Origin of the sequence: Pseudarthrobacter sp. AB1 (assembly GCF_014926485.1) — a bacterium.
In the GTDB taxonomy this organism is placed as follows: domain Bacteria; phylum Actinomycetota; class Actinomycetes; order Actinomycetales; family Micrococcaceae; genus Arthrobacter.
Window position 1 is genome coordinate 1 of the sequence record NZ_PZKO01000047.1, and the last position, 17,653, is coordinate 17,653.

The window sequence follows — 17,653 nt, forward strand, 5'->3', positions numbered from 1 at the left end:
GGCTTGAGCTCGAACGCCTTCCAGATCCGCCCGATCGTTGACTTCGACAGTCCCGAGCGCTCGGCCATCTTCGCCCGTGACCAGTGCGTGGCGTTCTTCGGCGTCGATTCCAGCGTCGCAACCACGACATCCTCGACCTGATCACTGGTGATGCTGGCAGGTCGGCCGGGCCTGGGATCATCGACCAGCCCGTCCAGCCGGCGCTCCAGGAAGCGGCGCCGCCACTTCGCCACGGTATGCGCTTCGACTCCGCACCGGGCGCCCACCTCCACGTTGCTCAGGCCTTCGGCGCTGCCCAGGACGATCCTCGAGCGCGTGGCCAGCGACTGGGACGACTTAGCCCTCCGCGCCCACCGGGACAGCGTCTCCCGCTCTTCATCCGACAGTTCCAGAGGGGCCTTCGGCCGTCCAACGTTCGCCATACGCAATTCTACAATTACGAAGCGAATTTCAGGCGCAGGACACTAGGCACGTGATGCTGAAACGGCCCAGGGTGCGCCGAGTTCGCTGAAGGTTAAGTGTTCCCGGGTGGCGCGCTCCAAGGCCTCTTCGATGCCGACCACAACGGCGTGAGCCGCATCGCCAGCGCCCTCCCAGCGCAGGTACTGCGGTCCGATCGGCACGGGCGCCGGCGCCGTCCGGATGGCTTCGAGCACCAGCATAAAAGCGCCGCTGTCCGTTATGCGGCTGATCAGATGGGCACCTTCGTTGCGGTGCGCAATCAGGTTCGCGGTGAGATCGTCCCGGCCGTACGTCTTCTCCGTCCGTCCTGCCGGAGTGCTCACCACCAGGCGGTTCTCGGTGTAGTGGAATACCGCTGAGCCCGCCGAGCCCTGGACGGTGACGTACGGTTCCACGGATTCGCTGGCGCAGATGGTCAGGGCGCAGGTGATGGGCAGTCCCGCCGCCGTGTGCACCCGGACCACCGACGTGTCGTCGGATTCGATGTCGTTCGCCCGGTACAGGTCGGTTTCCACCGACGCAACGTCCGCGGTGGTCCGGGCGCCGGCGATCCGCAGGGCGGTTGCCACGGCATGGGCCAGCGGGTTTGTGGCCACGCCGTCAACAACATCGACTCCGTCAATGCTTCGCTTCCCGGCCCAACGTGAGCGCTTGAAATAGGCCCGGTCGCGCACCCAGCGGCCGGTTGCCGAGATGCCCTCCAGGGTACCGATGGTGCCATTGGCGACGAGTTCCTCGATGGCCGCCAAGGCGTGGGAGCCCAGGCTCTGGAAGCCGATCTGCACGCTCCGGCCGGAAGCCCGGGCCGCCTCACACAGCGCGTCGAAATCGGCCAGCGAAGCGACAGGGGGCTTCTCCAGATAGAGGTCCGCTGTTGTGGCCAGAGCGGCGAGACCCAGCGGAGCGTGGGTCTGGATGGGGGTGGCCACAATGATCACGTCCAGGCCCGGGGTGCCCGCCAGAAGTTCGGTGAGCCCAGGGAACTCGGCCGCTGCTCCTGGTACCGTCCCCGATTCCGGCGGCTTGGGATCAGCCACCGCTACGAGTTCGACGACGCCGGCCGCCTGCAGCCGTTCAAGGTTGCGCAGGTGGTGGGTGCCGAAGCCGTGGACGCCTACCAGCGCCACCCTCGCCGCTGAGGCCGAGGGTCCGGTCTGGCCGGACTGTGAAACGGCCGAAGGTGGTGTTGCCATGGGGCTCCGTTCCTGCCCCGGAGGACACTAAAAGTTGGGCAAGCGCTTTCCCGGTTCCAGTGTGCAGCATAACCAACGTGATAGTCCAGCGTGTTTGCGCGGCAGGGCCGTTCCGGGAAAGCCGGCGCGGGCAGGCCGATCTATCCCATGCCCAGCGGAGCTGCCCAGTTGCCGTTCCGGCCGCTGCCGCCTTCCTGGTACTTGCCGCAGTTCTGGCAGCGCCGGTAGCGGCCGCCGTCTTCGGTACTTTGGATGTGCCAATCGTGGCGCAGATTCATCTTGCACAGCAGGTTTTTGAGCATGACATTCTCCGATCCATTACCGAGTGTTCAGTCGGGCTTGATGTTCTGGTTGAGGCTGAAGAAGTTGGTTGGGTCGTACTTGCGCTTGAGTGCTTTGAGTTGGTCGTACTTGGCGGCACCGTAGGCCTGCCTGACCCGTTCCTCGCCCTCTTCCATCAGGAAGTTGACGTAGACGCTGGTGTGGTGGGGTGCGAGGGCAGACCAGTAGTCACGTGCCCACTGCCGCTCGGCGTCAAAGCCGTCGGCGGTCTTGCTGTTGCCGTTGATGTTGAACGTGAACCCGGCCTGGCGGCCATTGAAGGCCGTGGCTTCATCATCGATCCGCCCCACCGCGCCGCCCATCTGCCACAGGGCGACGCTGGTGATCGGCGAGGTGATGCGGCTGCCGTGCTCAGCCACGATGTCGATGACGTCGTCGCTGAGGGCTGCGACGTCACATGACCTGACGTAGTAATGCCAGCCGTGCGGGAACGACGGATCAAACGTCCGCTGATGCTCCAGGAACGGCTTGGGCCGGCAAAAATCGAGCACGGGGGAACCGAATTCCTTGAGCGGCCGCAGGACCCGTTCGCCGTCGTCGACCGGTCCCGCGTAGCAGGCCGTGACCGCAATGACGAGCTTGCCCACCAGGCCTGCCGGGACGATCGGCAATGCAGGTGCCCTCCGCTGCACGACGATGGTCATGAGCTCGTCAGGGCAGTCCGCAATCCAGTCCCGGTAGAAGCGAAGCACTTCGGGGGAATCTTCCATCGGCCAAAAGACCGGCCCGGCCATAACGTACGGACCCACAGAGACAAGCCGGAATTCGAAGTCGGTGACAATGCCGAAGTTCCCGCCACCACCCCGCACGCCCCAGAAGAGGTCGGCGTTCTCGTTCTCGCTTGCCTTGACCAGTTCGCCGTCTGCGGTGACCACGTCTACAGACAGCAGTTGGTCGATCGTGAGTCCATACTTGCGCATGACCCAGCCGATGCCGCCGCCGAGAGTCAGGCCCGCCACCCCGGTGTGGGTGACGATCCCAGACGGAACGGCGAGGCCGAACTCCTGCGTCTCGCGATCAAGCTCGCCAAGCAGTACGCCGGCCTGGACACGTGCCGTTCCCGCCTCGGGGTCCACACGGATGCCCTTCATGGGCCCGAGATCGATGAGCATTCCGTTGTCGCAGACTGACAGCCCGGGGAAGCTGTGACCGCCTCCCCGCACGGCGGCCCGCAGGTTCTGCGTGCGGGCGAACCGGATGGCAGCTCGCACGTCTGCGACGCCGGTGCAGCGGGCAATAACTGCGGGACGGCGGTCAATCGATCCGTTCCACACCCTGCGGTGCTCGTCGTAACCAGCGTCATCCGGCCGGACGAGGTCGCCCCGGAAGGATGTCTGTAATTCATCGACGGCAACGCCGTTGATCTCCGTGCTTTGCGCCATGGGACTCACGGACCTCTCGCTCTCCCTGCAGAGTCCCACCGTTGGCACCAACTGGCAAGAGGAAATTGCGGGAGCTCGGGCGCCCTCCAGGGCAGGCTTGGCCGCTGACTGACGGGGAATGCCTACGGGGAGGTTTCCGCCGGGGCCGTGCTCTGCCGAACCACCAGTTCAGGGGTGAAGATGACGGCCCGGTGCTTTGGAGTGTCAGACTCAAGTTCCTCCGCCAGCAGCTCGATGGCCGTGCGCCCCAGGGCTTCGGTGGGCTGCCGGATGGAGGAAAGGGGTACCACCGCGGAGATGGCGAAGTCGATGTCGTCGTAACCGATCAGGGCGATATCCTCGGGAATCCGGACCGTGTGGGTCATGGTCAGTGACTGCATCACGCCCAGTGCCAGCAGGTCGTTGGCGCAGAAGATGCCGTCCGGCAGGTCTCCGCGTTCCACCAGCATGTTGCCCACGCTCCGGCCGGCCAGTACAGTCTGGCCGTCGGAATCCAGGACCTCCAGCGTGGCATCGGGTTCCTCCTTCACGGCGCGTGCTGCGCCCTGGAGTCGGTCCGCCACCTGGCGGATGGATGTGGGGCCGCCCACGAAGGCGAGCCGACGGCGGCCGGTGTCCAGCAGGTGCCGGGCAGCGAGGTAACCGCCGGCGTCGTCGTCCACTGAGACGGAACTGTACTTGCTCTCATCGGCGAGCCGGTCCACCAGGACGGTGGGGACGCCGCGCTCGCGGAGCAGATCCAGCCGCTCGGTAATGTCGCCGACGGGGGAGATGAGGAGGCCCTGCACGCGCTGTTCCTGGAAGAGGTCGATGTAGTTTGATTCGCGGCTGGCGTTGTGGCCGCTGTCGCCCAGCAGCACGGCGCTGCCATGGAGAGCCGCAGCGTCTTCGGCGGCCCGCACCACTGACGTGAAGAACGGGTTGCCTACGTCGAGGACAATCAGCCCGATGGTGCGGCTGTGGCCCGCGCGCAGCTGGCGGGCTGCGTCGTTGCGGACGAACCCGAGCTCGTCGATGGCCCGCAGTACCCGCTCTTTGGTCCGCTGCGAGACTCTGTCCGGGTAGTTCAGGACGTTGGAGACCGTGCCCACGGCCACGCTGGCGTGGTTGGCGACGTCCTTGATGCTGGCTGAACGATTCATGTTTCTCCGTGCTGATATGCCGTGTGCAGTGCTTTCCGCGGGTCCGGGGACCGCGGCCGCGAAATTGCTTGACACCTACTTATCTCAAGGGTACTTTGAATCGTAACAATGAAACGATTCAAACTCTGAAAGTTCAGGAGAAAAGCAGATGAGGGTGTGTTTCCGCTCTTCGGTCCGGCCCCAGCTGATCGACGAATACCGACGGCGGCACGCGGCTGTGTGGCCGGAGATGCTCCGTGCGTTGAAAAGCGCCGGCTGGAACAACTACTCGCTGTTCCTGGGCGAGGACGGGCTCCTCGTGGGCTACGTCGAATGCGACGATTTCGACGCCGTCCGGGCGCGGATGGCGCTGACCGAGGTCAACGCCCGCTGGCAGGCCGAGATGGCCACCCTGTTCAACAACCCGGACCAGGCGCCCGACGAAGGGTTCCAAGTCCTTGAGGAAGTCTTCAATCTTGATCACCAGCTCGCAGTGGCGGAGTCCCCCCAGTAACTGACGCACTGGCCCCGTTGGCGGGCCGCAAGAACCACATTGCCAAACACCACATCACAACAGACCACACCACTAAAGACTGGGAAGAACCAACATGAATGACGTAGCAATGGCGCTGGGCAGGCTTGGGGAGCTTGCCATCGAGGTCCCATCGTGGGCTTATGGAAATTCAGGCACGCGCTTTAGGGTGTTCGGCACGCCGGGTACCCCGCGGACCGTGCAGGAGAAGATCGGGGATGCCGCGAAAGTGCATGAGCTGACGGGTCTCGCTCCGACGGTGGCCCTGCATATTCCCTGGGACAAGGTGGATGACTACGCCGCGCTCAAGGAGTACGCGGCCGGTCTCGGCGTGGGCCTGGGCACCATCAACTCCAACACGTTCCAGGATGACGAGTACAAGTTCGGTTCCCTGACGTCGTCGAACGAGTCGGTGCGGCGCCGGGCCATCGCCCATCACCTTGAGTGCATCGAGATCATGCACGCCACCGGCTCGCAGGACCTGAAGGTCTGGCTGGCGGACGGCACCAACTACCCGGGCCAGGACGATATGCGCGGGCGCCAGGACCGGCTCGCCGAGTCGCTGCAGGAGATCTACGCTGGCCTGGGCGACAACCAGCGCCTGGTGCTGGAATACAAGTTCTTCGAGCCGGCTTTCTACCACACCGATGTTCCGGACTGGGGCACCTCCTACGCTCAGACCCTGGCGCTGGGCGAGAAGGCGATGGTCTGCCTGGACACCGGCCACCACGCGCCAGGCACCAACATCGAGTTCATCGTGATGCAGCTGCTGCGTCTGGGCAAGCTGGGCTCCTTTGACTTCAACTCCCGCTTCTACGCCGACGATGACCTCATTGTGGGTGCAGCCGATCCGTTCCAGCTGTTCCGTATTATGTACGAGGTCATCCGCGGCGGCGGATTCGGCACGGATTCCGGCGTGGCCCTCATGCTGGACCAGTGCCACAACCTGGAGGAGAAGATCCCGGGCCAGATCCGCTCGGTCCTGAACGTCCAGGAAATGACGGCCCGCGCCATGCTGGTGGACACCGCCGCCCTGAGCGAGGCCCAGCAGTCCGGCGACGTCCTGGCCGCCAACGGCGTCTTCAACGATGCCTTCTACACCGATGTCCGGCCCATCCTGGCCGACTGGCGTGAAGCCCGCGGCCTGCCTGCGGACCCGATGGCCGCCTTCAAGGCCAGCGGTTACCAGAAACAGATCAACGAGGACCGCGTCGGCGGCCAGCAAGCCGGATGGGGCGCCTAACAACCATGAGCAACAAGACTGTTGAAGACCTGATCAACCGTTCCAACCGCCTCGGCACGGATAAGCGGAACACGAACTTTGCCGGCGGCAACACCTCGGCCAAGGGCACCGAGAAGGACCCGGTCACCGGTGAGGACGTCCAGCTGCTCTGGGTCAAGGGCTCCGGCGGGGACCTGGGCACGCTGACGGCCGGGAACCTCGCCGTGCTGCGCCTGGACCGGCTGAACGCCCTGAAGAACGTGTACCCGGGCGTTGAGCGTGAAGACGAAATGGTTGCTGCTTTTGATTACTGCCTGTTCGGCAAGGGCGGCGCCGCGCCGTCGATCGATACGGCCATGCACGGCCTGGTGGACGCCGCACATGTGGACCACCTGCACCCGGATTCCGGGATCGCCATTGCCACCGCGGTGGACGGCGAGGCACTGACCACGAAGATCTTCGGCAACAAGGTCCTCTGGGTGCCGTGGCGCCGTCCCGGTTTCCAGCTCGGCCTGGACATCGCCGCGATCAAGGCCGCCAATCCGCAGGCCATCGGCACCATCTTGGGCGGCCACGGCATCACGGCCTGGGGCGCCACATCCGATGAAGCAGAACAGAACTCGCTCTGGATCATCGAACAGGCCGAGAAGTACATCGAGGACAACGGCACGGCCGAACCGTTCGGGCCCATGCTGTCCGGCTACGGTGCGCTGCCGGAGGCAGAAAGGCGCGCCAAGGCCGCCGCGCTGGCACCGGTGATCCGTGGGCTGGCGTCCACCGACAAGCCGCAGCTGGGGCACTTTAGCGATGACGCCGTCGTCCTTGACTTCCTGGCTGCCGCCGAGCACCCGCGCCTGGGCGCCCTGGGCACCTCTTGCCCGGACCACTTTCTCCGCACCAAGGTCAAGCCGCTGATCCTGGACCTGCCCGCCGATGCCCCGGTCGAGGATTCCATCGCACGGCTGAAAGAGCTTCACACCGCGTACCGCGAGGACTACCAGGCCTACTACGACCGCCACGCGGTCCCCGGCCGCTCCCTAACCTCGCAAGCTCGGCCAGGGGACCCTGCGGCCGTGGGCCCAGCCAGCCCCGCCATGCGCGGCGCGGATCCGGCCATCGTGCTGATCCCGGGCGTGGGCATGTTCTCGTACGGTGCGAACAAGCAGACCGCCCGGGTTGCCGGCGAGTTCTACCTCAACGCGATCAACGTGATGCGCGGCGCCGAAGCGATCTCCACCTACGCCCCGATCGAGGAATCCGAGAAGTTCCGGATCGAATACTGGTCGCTGGAGGAAGCCAAGCTCGCCCGCCTGCCCAAGCCCAAGTCGCACGCCTCCCGCATCGCGCTGGTCACCGGTGCGGCATCGGGCATCGGCAAGGCGATCGCCACCCGCTTGGCGGCCGACGGCGCGTGCGTCGTGATTGCCGACCTGAACCTGGAGAACGCCCAGGCCGTCGCCGCGGAGCTCGGTGGCGCGGACGTTGCCATCGGTGTCCAGGCGGATGTGACCGACGAGGCGCAGATCGCCGCGGCGATCCAGGAAGCGGTGCTGGCGTTCGGTGGCCTCGACCTGGTGGTCAACAACGCCGGCCTGTCCATCTCCAAGCCGCTGCTGGAGACCACCGAAAAGGACTGGGACCTACAGCACAACGTCATGGCCAAGGGCTCCTTCCTGGTCTCCAAGGCCGCGGCGAAGGTCATGATCGACCAGGACATGGGCGGGGACATCATCTACATCTCCTCCAAGAACTCCGTCTTCGCGGGCCCGAACAACATCGCCTACTCCGCCACCAAGGCAGACCAGGCGCACCAGGTCCGCCTGCTCGCGGCCGAGCTCGGCGAACACGGAATCCGCGTCAATGGCATCAACCCCGACGGTGTGGTCCGCGGCTCCGGGATCTTCGCCGGCGGCTGGGGCGCCAAGCGCGCCGCGGTCTACGGCGTGGACGAGCAGGAGCTCGGCAAGTACTACGCCCAGCGCACGCTGCTCAAGCGCGAAGTCCTGCCCGAGCACGTGGCCAACGCCGCCGCGGTCCTCACCAGCAACGAACTGTCCCACACCACCGGACTCCACATCCCCGTGGACGCCGGCGTGGCAGCAGCCTTCCTGCGATGAGCACACCCGCATCCCCTGCCCGGGGCGGTGTCGACGGCGGCGGTACTTCTGCCTGTGGCGTTTTCGCCGCCGTCGACATCGGTGCGTCCTCCGGCCGGGTCATCCTTGGCCGGGTCACCGGTTCCAGCGTGGAGCTGGAAACGGTGCACCGTTTCCCCAACGGCGTGGTGGAGCTCGACGGCGGCCTCCGCTGGGATTTCGACGCCCTGTTCGCCGAGGTCCTCGCGGGCCTGAGCGCCGCCGCCACCGCGGCCGCGGTGCAGGACGAGACCATCACGAGCATCGGGATCGACACCTGGGCGGTGGACTACGGCCTGGTCAACGTCGCCGGCGAACTCACGGCCCAGCCCTACAGCTACCGTGATGACCGCAGCCGGGCCGCCGTCGCGCCCGTTCATCAGAAGCTGGACCCGGCCCGGCTCTACGCCACCACCGGGCTGCAGTTCCTGCAGTTCAACACGCTCTACCAGCTCGCCACCGAGCCGGACCTGGACGGTTTGCAGGCGCTGCTGATCCCGGACCTGATCGCCTTCCTGCTGACGGGGCAACGCCGGACCGAAACAACCAACGCCTCCACCACGGGCCTGTTCGACGCTGTCGCGGGTGAGTGGGCTGCCGGGTTCCTCACCGCCCTGGGCCTGCCCAGGAAACTGTTCCCGCCGCTGATCGAGCCCGGCGAAACCGTGGGCACCCTGCTGCCCGCGATCGCGGCAAGGGTAGGCCTGCCGGCCGCCACCAAGGTGCTGGCCGTCGGCTCGCACGACACTGCCTCGGCCGTCGCCGCGGTCCCCGCCCAGGAAGAGAATTTCGCGTACATCTCCTCCGGCACCTGGTCCCTGGTGGGGCTGGAACTGAACCATCCGATCCTGACCGAGGCCAGCCGCGAAGCGAACTTCACCAACGAGCGCGGCGTGGACGGCACCATCCGCTACCTGCGCAACATGGGTGGGCTCTGGCTGCTCAGCGAATGCCAGCGGACCTGGGCCGCCGAAGGCTACACCCCGGAACTCACTGATCTGCTCGACGCAGCAGCGGCACTGCCCCCGGGCGGCCCGCGGATCAACCCGGACGATTCCGCCTTCATCGCCCCGGACAACATGCCCCACCGCATCCGCGCCACGGTCCGCCACACCGGGGACATCCTGCCGGACCACCCCGCAGCCATCACACGTTGCATGATGGACAGCCTCGCCACGGGCTACGCGCGAGCCATCGCGGATGCCGAACGCCTGGCGGACCGCACTGTGGACGTGGTCCATGTGGTGGGGGGCGGCTCCCGGAACAGGCTCCTCTGCCAGCTCACCGCTGACACCACCGGAAAAAAAGTGGTGGCCGGGCCGGTGGAAGCGACCGCCGTCGGGAATGTCCTGGTCCAAGCCCGCGCCGCCGGGCACATCAGCGGAGGGCTCACGGAACTGCGCCGCCTGGTGATGGCATCGCTCGAGCTGCAGACGTTCACGCCGCAGCTCTCCCGCCTGTAGCCGCTCGCCCCCGGAGGCAGGACGCACGTGTCCTTTCGCGTCAACGGCGGCGCCCCGGACGTATTGTGTGACGTAGGATCTCCGATAGCAACCCGACGAGAACAGGACCGGACGGCAGCATGCCCCTCTTCGACCTTCCCCTTGACCAGCTCCGCGGCTACACCTCGAAGGTCACTCCGCCCGCGGACCTGCAGGACTTCTGGGACGCCACGCTCGACGAGGCCCGGACGTTCCCGCTCAACGCAACATTCGAGCTGGTGGAGAACCATTTGGCGGTCATCGACACGTTCGACGTCACGTTCAACGGCTACGGCGGCTCGCCGATCAAGGGCTGGCTGCACCTCCCGGCGAACCGTAGCGCCGGAACCCCGCTGCCGGTCGTTGTGCAGTACATCGGCTACTCGGGCGGCCGCGGCCTGGTCAATCAGGACACCAAATGGGCGCAGGCCGGCTATGCGCATTTCATCATGGACACCCGAGGCCAGGGCTACGGCGGGATCCTCGGCGAGACGGCGGATCCGCACCCGTCAGCAGGCGAAGTGGCCTACGCGGGCCTCATGACCAGGGGTGCAGGCAGCCGCGAGGACTACTACTACCGCCGCGTGTACGTGGACGCGTTCCGTGCGGTGGAAGCGGCGCAGTCCCATCCGGAGGTGGATCCGTCGCGCGTGGTCCTGGCCGGCGTCAGCCAGGGCGGCGGCATCGCGGTGGCGGTTGCCGGGCTGGTGGCGGGAAGGCTCGACGGCGTCATCGCCGCGCTGCCCGACGTCCCCTTTTTGCAGGACTTTCCCAGGTCCATCGATATCGCGGCCCGCGGCCCCTATCCGGAAATTACGGCTTTCCTGGGCAGGCACCGGGACCGGTATGAGCCGATGCTCGCGGTCCTGAACTATTTTGACGGCGTTAACCTGGCCAGGGCAGCCACCGTGCCTGCCCTGTACTCGGTGGCGCAGATGGACGATGTGTGCCCGCCGTCCACGGTGTTCGCCAGCTTCAATGCCTACGGCGGCGACTCCGCGGCACTATCCTCGGCGCAAAAGCAGATCGAGGTCTACCGGTTCAACAACCACGAGGGCGGCCAGGAGCACCACTGGATCAGGCAGCTGCAGTACCTCCGCAGGCTCCTGGGCTGACGCCGTGCGAGCTGGCAGATATGGACGTTTCCAGAGGGATTCGGGGGAGGTAGCTGCCAATTGGCGCAACGTGACGGCCGCGATTTTGCGGCCGTCGCAGCACACGGTTATGGTGTGCCTATGACAAACCGTTGGTATGCGTATTTTTCGTTGGCTCTGGAGGAGCCCGCGTCTAACTGACACGCATCCATCTTCCTTCAGAGCCAACAGGGCAGAGATCATTCTCTGCCCTTCGCCATTTCTCCGGCGGGTTCTGATCTGGGCCCGCTTTCCTATCTGGAACAGGACCCGAACATGAGCACCGCGACAGCCACTCCCGCAAAATCCACGTCCAATCTGCGTGTCAGCGAATTCACGCCGCTGCCCACGCCCCAGGAGCTCATCGCCGAGCTGCCCATGGACGCCCGGGTAACGGACGTCGTCGAGCGTGGCCGCGACGAAGTCCGGGCCATCATGGACGGTGTGGACGACAGGCTGCTGGTCATCGTAGGCCCCTGCTCCATCCACGACCCCAAGGCCGGACTGGAATACGCCCGCCGGCTGGTCAGCCAGGCAGAAAAGCACCGAGACGACCTCCTGATCGTGATGCGCACCTACTTCGAGAAGCCCCGCACAACGGTGGGCTGGAAGGGCCTGATCAACGATCCGCGCCTGGACGGCAGTCACGACATGGTCACGGGGCTCCGGACCGCCAGGGAGTTCCTGCAGCAGGTCACCGCGCTGGGACTGCCCACCGCCACCGAATTCCTGGAGCCGATCAGCCCCCAGTACATGGCGGACCTGATCTCCTGGGGAGCCATCGGGGCCCGCACCACCGAAAGCCAGATCCACCGCCAGCTGGCCTCCGGGCTCTCCATGCCCATCGGATTCAAGAACGGGACCGACGGCGACCTCCAGGTCGCGCTCGACGCCTGCGGCGCCGCCGCTGCCGCCCAGGCCTTCCTGGGGATCGATGGTGACGGCCGGGCCGCGCTGGTGGCCACCGCCGGCAACCCGGACACCCACGTCATCCTCCGCGGCGGACGTAAGGGACCCAACTACTCAGTGGCCGACGTCGAAAGCGCCTCCGCCAAGCTCGCCGGGAAGGGGCTCAACCCCCGGCTGATCGTGGACGCCAGCCACGCCAACAGCGGCAAGAGCCACCACCGGCAGGCGGAAGTGGCATTGGAAATCGGTGCGCAGCTGGAGGACGGCGGCCAGGCGGCACAGGCCATCGCGGGCGTCATGCTGGAGAGCTTCCTGGTGGGCGGTGCCCAGAACCTGGATGTCACGGAGCACGCGGCGGGCCGGGCGGAGCTGGTCTACGGTCAGAGCGTCACGGACGCGTGCATGGATTGGGACGTATCCGTTTCGGTCCTCGATCAGCTCGCGGCGTCCGCCCGGAAGCGGCGGACCGCTTAATGATTGCCCGGATGACTTTCACTACAGCCCCATGAACCTCTAGAGTATCTAACACATGGTTGGTGGATGGCTCAGCATCGGCACACCGCAAATGAAACACAGCTGGGGTTACCGTCGTCATCCATCAGCAAAGGAATAGCGAAATGTCCGCAGAACAGAACTTCTCGAACGCGAAGTTCCTGACCGTCGCCGAAGTGGCCGAGGTCATGCGCGTCTCCAAGATGACCGTTTACCGGTTGGTCCATTCAGGCGAAATGCCCGCGGTGCGTTTCGGCCGGTCGTACCGGGTGCCGGAAAACGCCGTCGAGCAGTACCTTAAGGGTGCTGTGGTGGACGGACACACCGAAACCGCCTGAGCATTACCTGCGGTCAGTGGGCATCGCCAAGAAGCGGTACCCTGTTAAGGAACGTTTTACGTCATTGTAAGAATCTGTCAGTTGTTTCAGTTCTGTAGCTCTGTCCACGGACCTTTTCCATCAGACAGGTACTGCATCTAGTTTGTGAGGAACTTTCGTGGGTTCAGTTATTAAGAAGCGTCGCAAGCGTATGGCCAAGAAGAAGCACCGCAAGTTGCTTCGTAAGACCCGTCACCAGCGCCGTAATAAGAAGTAGAGATACTTCAACAAGCGTGAAAATGCCCGTTGCCTTCCCGGCAGCGGGCATTTTTTTGCGTGTGAGGGGCAGCCATGCGCTCGTACGCGAGGCACAGCAGCTGGCGGCCCGGTTCCTAAATGCGGGGGCCGCGCATCCGGGAGTATCCGCGCCAGAGCCCGTACACGGCGCCGCCGGCGGTTGCTGCCTTGAGGCCCAAGGTGGCAGCGCGTCGGCCGGAACGGAAGTCGTAGACTGGCCAGTTGTTGTCCCGTGCGTGGCGGCGGAGCCTGGCATCGGGGTTGATGGCTACCGGGTGCCCTACCAGGGTCAGCAGCGGAATGTCGTTGTATGAGTCGCTGTAGGCCCAGCACCGCTTCAGGTCCAGGCCTTCGGCGTCTGCCAGTTCCCGGACGGCCACAGCCTTCGCTGCACCGTGCAGGATGTCGCCCACCAGGCGGCCGGTGTACATGCCGTCGGCAACCTCGCCAACCGTGCCCAGGGCTCCTGTCAGGCCCAGCCTAGTGGAAATGACCGTGGCGACCTCAATGGGGGTGCCGGTGACCAGCCAGACCCGCCGGCCCACGCGGAGGTGCTGCTGCGCCAGTGCCTTGGCGCCGGGCCAGATCCTGGACGCGATCATTTCGTCGTAGACCTCTTCGCCCAAGACCTTGACGTCTTCCACTGTGATGCCGGCAACGAGGGTGAGGGCAGAATCGCGGACAGCGTGGACGTCGTCCATGTTCTCGCCGCGCGCCACAAATTTAAACTGCTTCCACGCGAACCCTGCAGCCTGCGTCAGCGTAAAGGCGCCGCGTTGGTGCATCTTGCGGGCAACGTGGAAAAGGCTGGCGCCCTTCATGAGGGTGTTATCGACGTCGAAAAAGGCGGCTTCGCCGGTCTGCATCAACGCATCCGGCTGGGTCACCACAGCGACGTACTTCTCCTCGGGCATGTCCACGAGTCTAGTCAATACTCAGCGGCCAGGATTTCAGCGCCAGTGCCAGTGCCTCTGCCGTGAAGGGCGTTACGGTTAATGCATGGCAAAACCCGAGGTAGTCCTTATCACCAAAGCAGACTGCCACCTGTGCGCAGCCGCGCGCGACGCCGTCGGACGCGTTACTGCGTTGCTGGGACTCGGGTGGACGGAACAGCAGGTGGACGAACTGCCGGAACTGCGTGAGCAGTATGCGGAGGAAATTCCCGTGGTCCTGGTGGATGGCATCCAGCGCGATTTCTGGAAAATCGACGAAGCCCGGCTGGAGCGCGTCCTTCAACGCGCCATGGCCCAATAGGAAAGCGGGCCTCGCAGAATGACACAGGCTTTGTTGGCACCAGCGGCGGGGCTCTAGAGTGGAGTCACGACGCGATGGGACGGAGGGGATAGTGACATCACTGGATTCATCTCCCCAGGCTGTCCAAGGTGCAGGGCCTGACCACAGTACGCAGCCTGTCCACGGGGCACAGCCTGCCCCCGGCACAGAGGCCGCCAAACAGATCCCGCCCGCAGCCGTGGCTCGGCTGACCATCTACCTGCGCGCCCTTAACACGCTGTTGTCGGACGGCGTCGAACGGGTATCTTCGGAATCCCTGGCGGAAGCATCGGGCGTGAGCTCGTCAACTCTCCGCAAGGACCTCTCTTATGTGGGCTCCTACGGCACGCGTGGCGTGGGCTACGAAGTGCAGTACCTGAGCCGTCACATCTCCGCGGCCCTGGGGCTGACCCACGACTGGAAGGTCGCCATTGTTGGCGCGGGTAACCTCGGCAAAGCCCTGGCCCGCTATGGCGGCTTCGAGTCCCGCGGTTTTGACGTGGTGGCCATTTTCGACGCCGACCAGATGGTGGTGGGCAACGAGGTGGGCTGGCTGCGGGTCAGCGACGCCGCGTACATGGAGGCGGTGCTGCAGCGGACGGGCGCCAATATGGTGGTCCTGGCGCTTCCGGCCACCGTGGCGCAGGCCGTGTGCGACCGCGTGGTGGCCGCCGGCGTCCACAGCATCCTCAGCTTCGCCCCCGTCATGCTCCAGGTCCCCGAGGGCGTGAACCTCCGCAAAGTGGACATGGCCACCGAGCTGCAGATCCTCGCCTATCATGCACAACGGGCGCAGACCCCGGGCCAGTCCGCCTAGTTTCGTTGGCGGTTGGTGGGGTCCACGCCCATTAGGGTGTGGATTCGACTTGCGGTGCTACTGGCCGTAGGGGTTGCCAGGCGTGCTGCCCGGGGCGCCGTACGGGCTGCCGAATGCCTGCTGCTTGCGGAAATAGGGCGCCGCCGCCGGCAGGTAGAGCAGCACGATGGCCGCGATCCCCGCCAGCGTCCCCAGGGTTCCGATGCTCGGTGCGCCGAAGAGGCCGACAACGGACAGCGCCGCGAAAACGGTACCGAGGATGCGGGCCCAGTTCTTGCCTTTCCGGACGAAGAACGCCACGAGTGCGTACAACCCCGCACCGATAATCGCGAAGACTACGAGCGATCCGGCAAGGATGCCCTTAAAGTCTTCGTAGCTGAAGTCAGCAGGGGTGGCGCCGCTGCTGCGCATGGCGTCGTCGAACGCGTTCCGGATCTGAGGATCGTCAAGCATGCCGATGCCCATCAGCAGGCTGATGACGTACACAACACCCGCGCCGATCAGCAGCCAGAACGAGATATTGACCAGCCGGGGAACCCCGTTGGATCCGGTGGCCTGCGGCTGTTCGGACGGGTACTGCGCGTAGGGGGACTGTCCGTACGGCTGCTGGCCATAGGGCGGAGGTGTGGGCTGGCCGAACTGCGGCGGGGTGTTCTGCCCAAACTGCGGGGCGTTCTGCCCGTACTGCGGCGGGGTGTTCTGCCCAAACTGCGGGGCGTTCTGCCCGTACTGGGGCGCCGGGGGAGTCTGCTGGCCATACTGCGGGGCGTTCTCGCCGTATCGGGGCGCTGGCGGCTGGTTGCCGGGCTCGGGCTCGTTTGGGACGGGAGGCGGGACAGGCGTGCTCATGAGCGGTCCTTTGCAGGTCGGATGTCAGTTCGGCTGCTGGGTGCAGTCCAACTGGCCTGCCCCCAGTACGGCTTAGTTCCCACCGTACCCCCGGCGAATGCCGCGGGGGATCATTCCAGAGAGGTATTCGGGCGGAACTCAGCCTGGTTCGTTCAGGACCTTGTTTTCAGGGGATCTTCGTGTGCGCGGCTGTCTATCCACGTTCCTCAACGCCCATAACAGCCCGTGCCGCCGGGTGAGATGCGTCTACGCGCGTCCCTTGACGGAGTTGAACCAGGCCTGCGAGTTCGGCAGCCACATCAGGACGGTTGCCGCGGCGGAGATGAGGAAGCCCAGCCAGTTGTTGCCGATCCCGCTGCCGCCGCCCACACTGCCGCCGATCACGGCGAGCACCAGTGAAACGCCGGCGACGATCGTGAGGGCCAGTCGGGCCCACTCCTTGCCCTCCTTCATCTTCAGGACCAGGACAATCTGGGCCGCGGCCAGGGCGAGGGCCACCAGGACGAGAAGGAGGAGCACAGCAGCCAGCCCGGGTGCCACAACGAACAACGCCAGCGTGCCCAGCACGCCAAACAGGCCGCCAAGGACTCCCAGCATGCCGCCGATGAGCCAGATCCAGTACGAGACCTTCAGCTCGGTGGGCAGCCCGGTCACGCTGAACATGCCGGAGAAACCGCCCTTGGGCATAACGTCATTGAAGCTGTGGGGGCCGTCGGTGGGCATCGCAAATTGGAAGCCGCCCGGTTGGCCCGGCTGGTTGTACGGCTGGCCCGTCTGGCCGGGCTGCGGGTAGGCCGGGCCCGGCTGCGGGTAACCCTGCGGAGGCTGGTAGCCGGCGGGCGGAACGTTGCTGGCCGGAGGAGCGCTGCCGGCAGGAGGCGGCGTGACAGGCGGCTGGGCACCGGGCTGCTCAGAGCCGGGCTGCTGGGGCTGCTGGGGCTGTGGTACGTCATTGTTGCTCATGGGTCTCACTGTAGACCGCAGGTCCGCCGGTATCCAGGGGACAAAACAAAGCACCCCGGCCGCCAGATTCCGGGGAAGGGCGGCCGGGGTGCTTCAGGATGAAAAACTATGCTGCGGGTGCGATGAACGCGAGCTCCAGGTTGATGGCAACCTTGTCGCTGACCAGCACGCCGCCGGCTTCCAGTACGGCATTCCAGGTCAGGCCAAAGTCCTTGCGGCTGATGGTGGTTTCAGCGGAGACGCCGGCGCGGGTCATGCCGAACGGGTCCACAGCCACGCCGTTGAACTCGGTCTCGAGGGCAACGGGGCGGGTGACGCCCTTGATGGTGAGGTCACCGGTCAGCTCGTAGCTGTTGCCCTTGGCCACGAGGCCGTTGGAGACGAAGGAGATTTCCGGGAAGGCCTCGACGTCGAAGAAGTCTTCGCCGCGGACGTGGCCGTCGCGGTTGATATCGCCGGAGTCGAAGCTGGCGGTCTGGATGGTGGCGCTGACCTTGGAATCGGCTACGTTGTCGGCGAGGTCCAGGGTTGCCGCTGCATCCTTGAACTGGCCGCGGACCTTGCTGATGCCTGCGTGCCGGACGGTGAAGGCGATCTCGCTGTGCGAGTTGTCGAGGGTCCAGGTGCCGGTGGTGACGTCTGCGGGAAGAGTCATGGTGTTTCTCCTTGGGTTTGTCGGGGGTACTTCCGGATAGCTTGACGCTTCATCTGTTGAATCCTCAACTATCCGCTGC

At 65.4% G+C, this 17,653-nt stretch carries 19 protein-coding genes; 10 read left to right on the plus strand and 9 right to left on the minus strand.

Features of this window, described 5'->3' with window-relative positions; translation table 11 throughout:
- The 5 genes from DAD99_RS12145 to DAD99_RS12165 form a co-directional block, all read right to left on the minus strand.
- On the minus strand, window positions 1–422 hold a 422-nt coding region (locus tag DAD99_RS12145; RefSeq protein ID WP_193341748.1), incomplete at its 3' end, for a helix-turn-helix domain-containing protein.
- Between the two features lie 42 nt (window positions 423–464).
- Entirely contained in the window at window positions 465–1,655 is a 1,191-nt protein-coding gene (locus DAD99_RS12150; RefSeq protein ID WP_193341749.1) for a Gfo/Idh/MocA family protein, read from the minus strand.
- Between the two features lie 140 nt (window positions 1,656–1,795).
- Window positions 1,796–1,957 carry a hypothetical protein gene (locus DAD99_RS12155; RefSeq protein ID WP_193341750.1) on the minus strand — a complete coding sequence of 54 codons (162 nt, stop codon included), beginning with the start codon at window positions 1,955–1,957 and terminating at the stop codon, window positions 1,796–1,798.
- A 27-nt stretch (window positions 1,958–1,984) separates the two neighbouring features.
- Entirely contained in the window at window positions 1,985–3,379 is a 1,395-nt protein-coding gene (locus DAD99_RS12160) for an FAD-binding oxidoreductase (protein WP_193341751.1), read from the minus strand.
- Between the two features lie 122 nt (window positions 3,380–3,501).
- On the minus strand, window positions 3,502–4,521 hold the full coding sequence (locus DAD99_RS12165) for a LacI family DNA-binding transcriptional regulator (RefSeq protein WP_193341752.1): 1,020 nt from the start codon (window positions 4,519–4,521) through the stop codon (window positions 3,502–3,504).
- A 148-nt stretch (window positions 4,522–4,669) separates the two neighbouring features.
- Between DAD99_RS12165 and DAD99_RS12170 the strand changes: the two genes are divergently transcribed.
- The 8 genes from DAD99_RS12170 to DAD99_RS12205 all read left to right on the plus strand — a co-directional run bounded on the left by DAD99_RS12170 (window position 4,670) and on the right by DAD99_RS12205 (window position 12,998).
- Window positions 4,670–5,014, plus strand: a complete 345-nt coding sequence (locus tag DAD99_RS12170; protein ID WP_193341753.1) for an L-rhamnose mutarotase — start codon at window positions 4,670–4,672, stop codon at window positions 5,012–5,014.
- Between the two features lie 94 nt (window positions 5,015–5,108).
- Window positions 5,109–6,275, plus strand: coding sequence for an L-rhamnose isomerase (gene rhaI / locus DAD99_RS12175; RefSeq protein WP_193341754.1), 1,167 nt, complete (start codon window positions 5,109–5,111; stop codon window positions 6,273–6,275).
- Window positions 6,276–6,280: 5 nt separating this feature from the next.
- The gene (locus tag DAD99_RS12180; protein WP_193341755.1) at window positions 6,281–8,371 is read left to right on the plus strand and encodes a bifunctional aldolase/short-chain dehydrogenase; all 2,091 of its coding nucleotides are present in this window, start codon (window positions 6,281–6,283) and stop codon (window positions 8,369–8,371) included.
- Complete coding sequence (locus tag DAD99_RS12185; RefSeq protein WP_193341756.1) at window positions 8,368–9,852, plus strand: rhamnulokinase family protein; 1,485 nt, start codon at window positions 8,368–8,370, stop codon at window positions 9,850–9,852. The genes DAD99_RS12180 and DAD99_RS12185 overlap by 4 nt, the downstream gene beginning before the upstream one ends.
- Window positions 9,853–9,971: 119 nt before the next feature.
- The gene (locus DAD99_RS12190) at window positions 9,972–10,985 is read left to right on the plus strand and encodes an acetylxylan esterase (protein ID WP_193341757.1); all 1,014 of its coding nucleotides are present in this window, start codon (window positions 9,972–9,974) and stop codon (window positions 10,983–10,985) included.
- A gap of 294 nt (window positions 10,986–11,279) precedes the next feature.
- The gene (locus DAD99_RS12195; RefSeq protein WP_193341758.1) at window positions 11,280–12,386 is read left to right on the plus strand and encodes a 3-deoxy-7-phosphoheptulonate synthase; all 1,107 of its coding nucleotides are present in this window, start codon (window positions 11,280–11,282) and stop codon (window positions 12,384–12,386) included.
- 143 nt (window positions 12,387–12,529) lie between these two features.
- Window positions 12,530–12,742, plus strand: a complete 213-nt coding sequence (locus tag DAD99_RS12200) for a helix-turn-helix domain-containing protein (RefSeq protein WP_043452394.1) — start codon at window positions 12,530–12,532, stop codon at window positions 12,740–12,742.
- 157 nt (window positions 12,743–12,899) lie between these two features.
- The gene (locus DAD99_RS12205) at window positions 12,900–12,998 is read left to right on the plus strand and encodes a 30S ribosomal protein bS22 (RefSeq protein ID WP_003792170.1); all 99 of its coding nucleotides are present in this window, start codon (window positions 12,900–12,902) and stop codon (window positions 12,996–12,998) included.
- 115 nt (window positions 12,999–13,113) lie between these two features.
- Here the strand turns inward: DAD99_RS12205 and DAD99_RS12210 are convergent, their stop codons facing one another.
- A complete protein-coding gene (locus tag DAD99_RS12210; RefSeq protein ID WP_193341759.1) occupies window positions 13,114–13,932 on the minus strand; it encodes an HAD family phosphatase in 819 nt (272 codons plus the stop codon).
- 85 nt (window positions 13,933–14,017) lie between these two features.
- On the opposite strand from DAD99_RS12210, the gene DAD99_RS12215 reads away from it, so the two are divergent.
- Both DAD99_RS12215 and DAD99_RS12220 read left to right on the plus strand, forming a co-directional pair.
- Window positions 14,018–14,272 (plus strand): glutaredoxin family protein, encoded by a 255-nt coding sequence (locus DAD99_RS12215; protein ID WP_185261528.1) that lies wholly within the window; start codon window positions 14,018–14,020, stop codon window positions 14,270–14,272.
- A 91-nt stretch (window positions 14,273–14,363) separates the two neighbouring features.
- Window positions 14,364–15,107 (plus strand): redox-sensing transcriptional repressor Rex, encoded by a 744-nt coding sequence (locus DAD99_RS12220; protein WP_309233259.1) that lies wholly within the window; start codon window positions 14,364–14,366, stop codon window positions 15,105–15,107.
- 57 nt (window positions 15,108–15,164) lie between these two features.
- Here DAD99_RS12220 and DAD99_RS12225 read toward each other — a convergent pair whose 3' ends face one another.
- From DAD99_RS12225 to DAD99_RS12235, 3 genes are all read right to left on the minus strand, one after another.
- Window positions 15,165–15,956 (minus strand): hypothetical protein, encoded by a 792-nt coding sequence (locus DAD99_RS12225; RefSeq protein ID WP_193341761.1) that lies wholly within the window; start codon window positions 15,954–15,956, stop codon window positions 15,165–15,167.
- Between the two features lie 246 nt (window positions 15,957–16,202).
- On the minus strand, window positions 16,203–16,919 hold the full coding sequence (locus DAD99_RS21725) for a hypothetical protein (RefSeq protein WP_227007966.1): 717 nt from the start codon (window positions 16,917–16,919) through the stop codon (window positions 16,203–16,205).
- Between the two features lie 106 nt (window positions 16,920–17,025).
- Window positions 17,026–17,574 (minus strand): YceI family protein, encoded by a 549-nt coding sequence (locus DAD99_RS12235; protein WP_193341762.1) that lies wholly within the window; start codon window positions 17,572–17,574, stop codon window positions 17,026–17,028.
- Window positions 17,575–17,653 lie beyond the last annotated feature (79 nt).

Bases quoted from the DNA above. Each gene is read 5' to 3' on its own strand.
- DAD99_RS12150 (WP_193341749.1), bottom strand. From the start codon at position 1,655: ATGGCAACACCACCTTCGGCCGTTTCACAGTCCGGCCAGACCGGACCC.
- DAD99_RS12155 (WP_193341750.1), bottom strand. From the start codon at position 1,957: ATGCTCAAAAACCTGCTGTGCAAGATGAATCTGCGCCACGATTGGCAC.
- DAD99_RS12160 (WP_193341751.1), bottom strand. From the start codon at position 3,379: ATGGCGCAAAGCACGGAGATCAACGGCGTTGCCGTCGATGAATTACAG.
- DAD99_RS12165 (WP_193341752.1), bottom strand. From the start codon at position 4,521: ATGAATCGTTCAGCCAGCATCAAGGACGTCGCCAACCACGCCAGCGTG.
- DAD99_RS12170 (WP_193341753.1), top strand. From the start codon at position 4,670: ATGAGGGTGTGTTTCCGCTCTTCGGTCCGGCCCCAGCTGATCGACGAA.
- rhaI (WP_193341754.1), top strand. From the start codon at position 5,109: ATGAATGACGTAGCAATGGCGCTGGGCAGGCTTGGGGAGCTTGCCATC.
- DAD99_RS12180 (WP_193341755.1), top strand. From the start codon at position 6,281: ATGAGCAACAAGACTGTTGAAGACCTGATCAACCGTTCCAACCGCCTC.
- DAD99_RS12185 (WP_193341756.1), top strand. From the start codon at position 8,368: ATGAGCACACCCGCATCCCCTGCCCGGGGCGGTGTCGACGGCGGCGGT.
- DAD99_RS12190 (WP_193341757.1), top strand. From the start codon at position 9,972: ATGCCCCTCTTCGACCTTCCCCTTGACCAGCTCCGCGGCTACACCTCG.
- DAD99_RS12195 (WP_193341758.1), top strand. From the start codon at position 11,280: ATGAGCACCGCGACAGCCACTCCCGCAAAATCCACGTCCAATCTGCGT.
- DAD99_RS12200 (WP_043452394.1), top strand. From the start codon at position 12,530: ATGTCCGCAGAACAGAACTTCTCGAACGCGAAGTTCCTGACCGTCGCC.
- DAD99_RS12210 (WP_193341759.1), bottom strand. From the start codon at position 13,932: ATGCCCGAGGAGAAGTACGTCGCTGTGGTGACCCAGCCGGATGCGTTG.
- DAD99_RS12215 (WP_185261528.1), top strand. From the start codon at position 14,018: ATGGCAAAACCCGAGGTAGTCCTTATCACCAAAGCAGACTGCCACCTG.
- DAD99_RS12225 (WP_193341761.1), bottom strand. From the start codon at position 15,956: ATGAGCACGCCTGTCCCGCCTCCCGTCCCAAACGAGCCCGAGCCCGGC.
- DAD99_RS21725 (WP_227007966.1), bottom strand. From the start codon at position 16,919: ATGAGCAACAATGACGTACCACAGCCCCAGCAGCCCCAGCAGCCCGGC.
- DAD99_RS12235 (WP_193341762.1), bottom strand. From the start codon at position 17,574: ATGACTCTTCCCGCAGACGTCACCACCGGCACCTGGACCCTCGACAAC.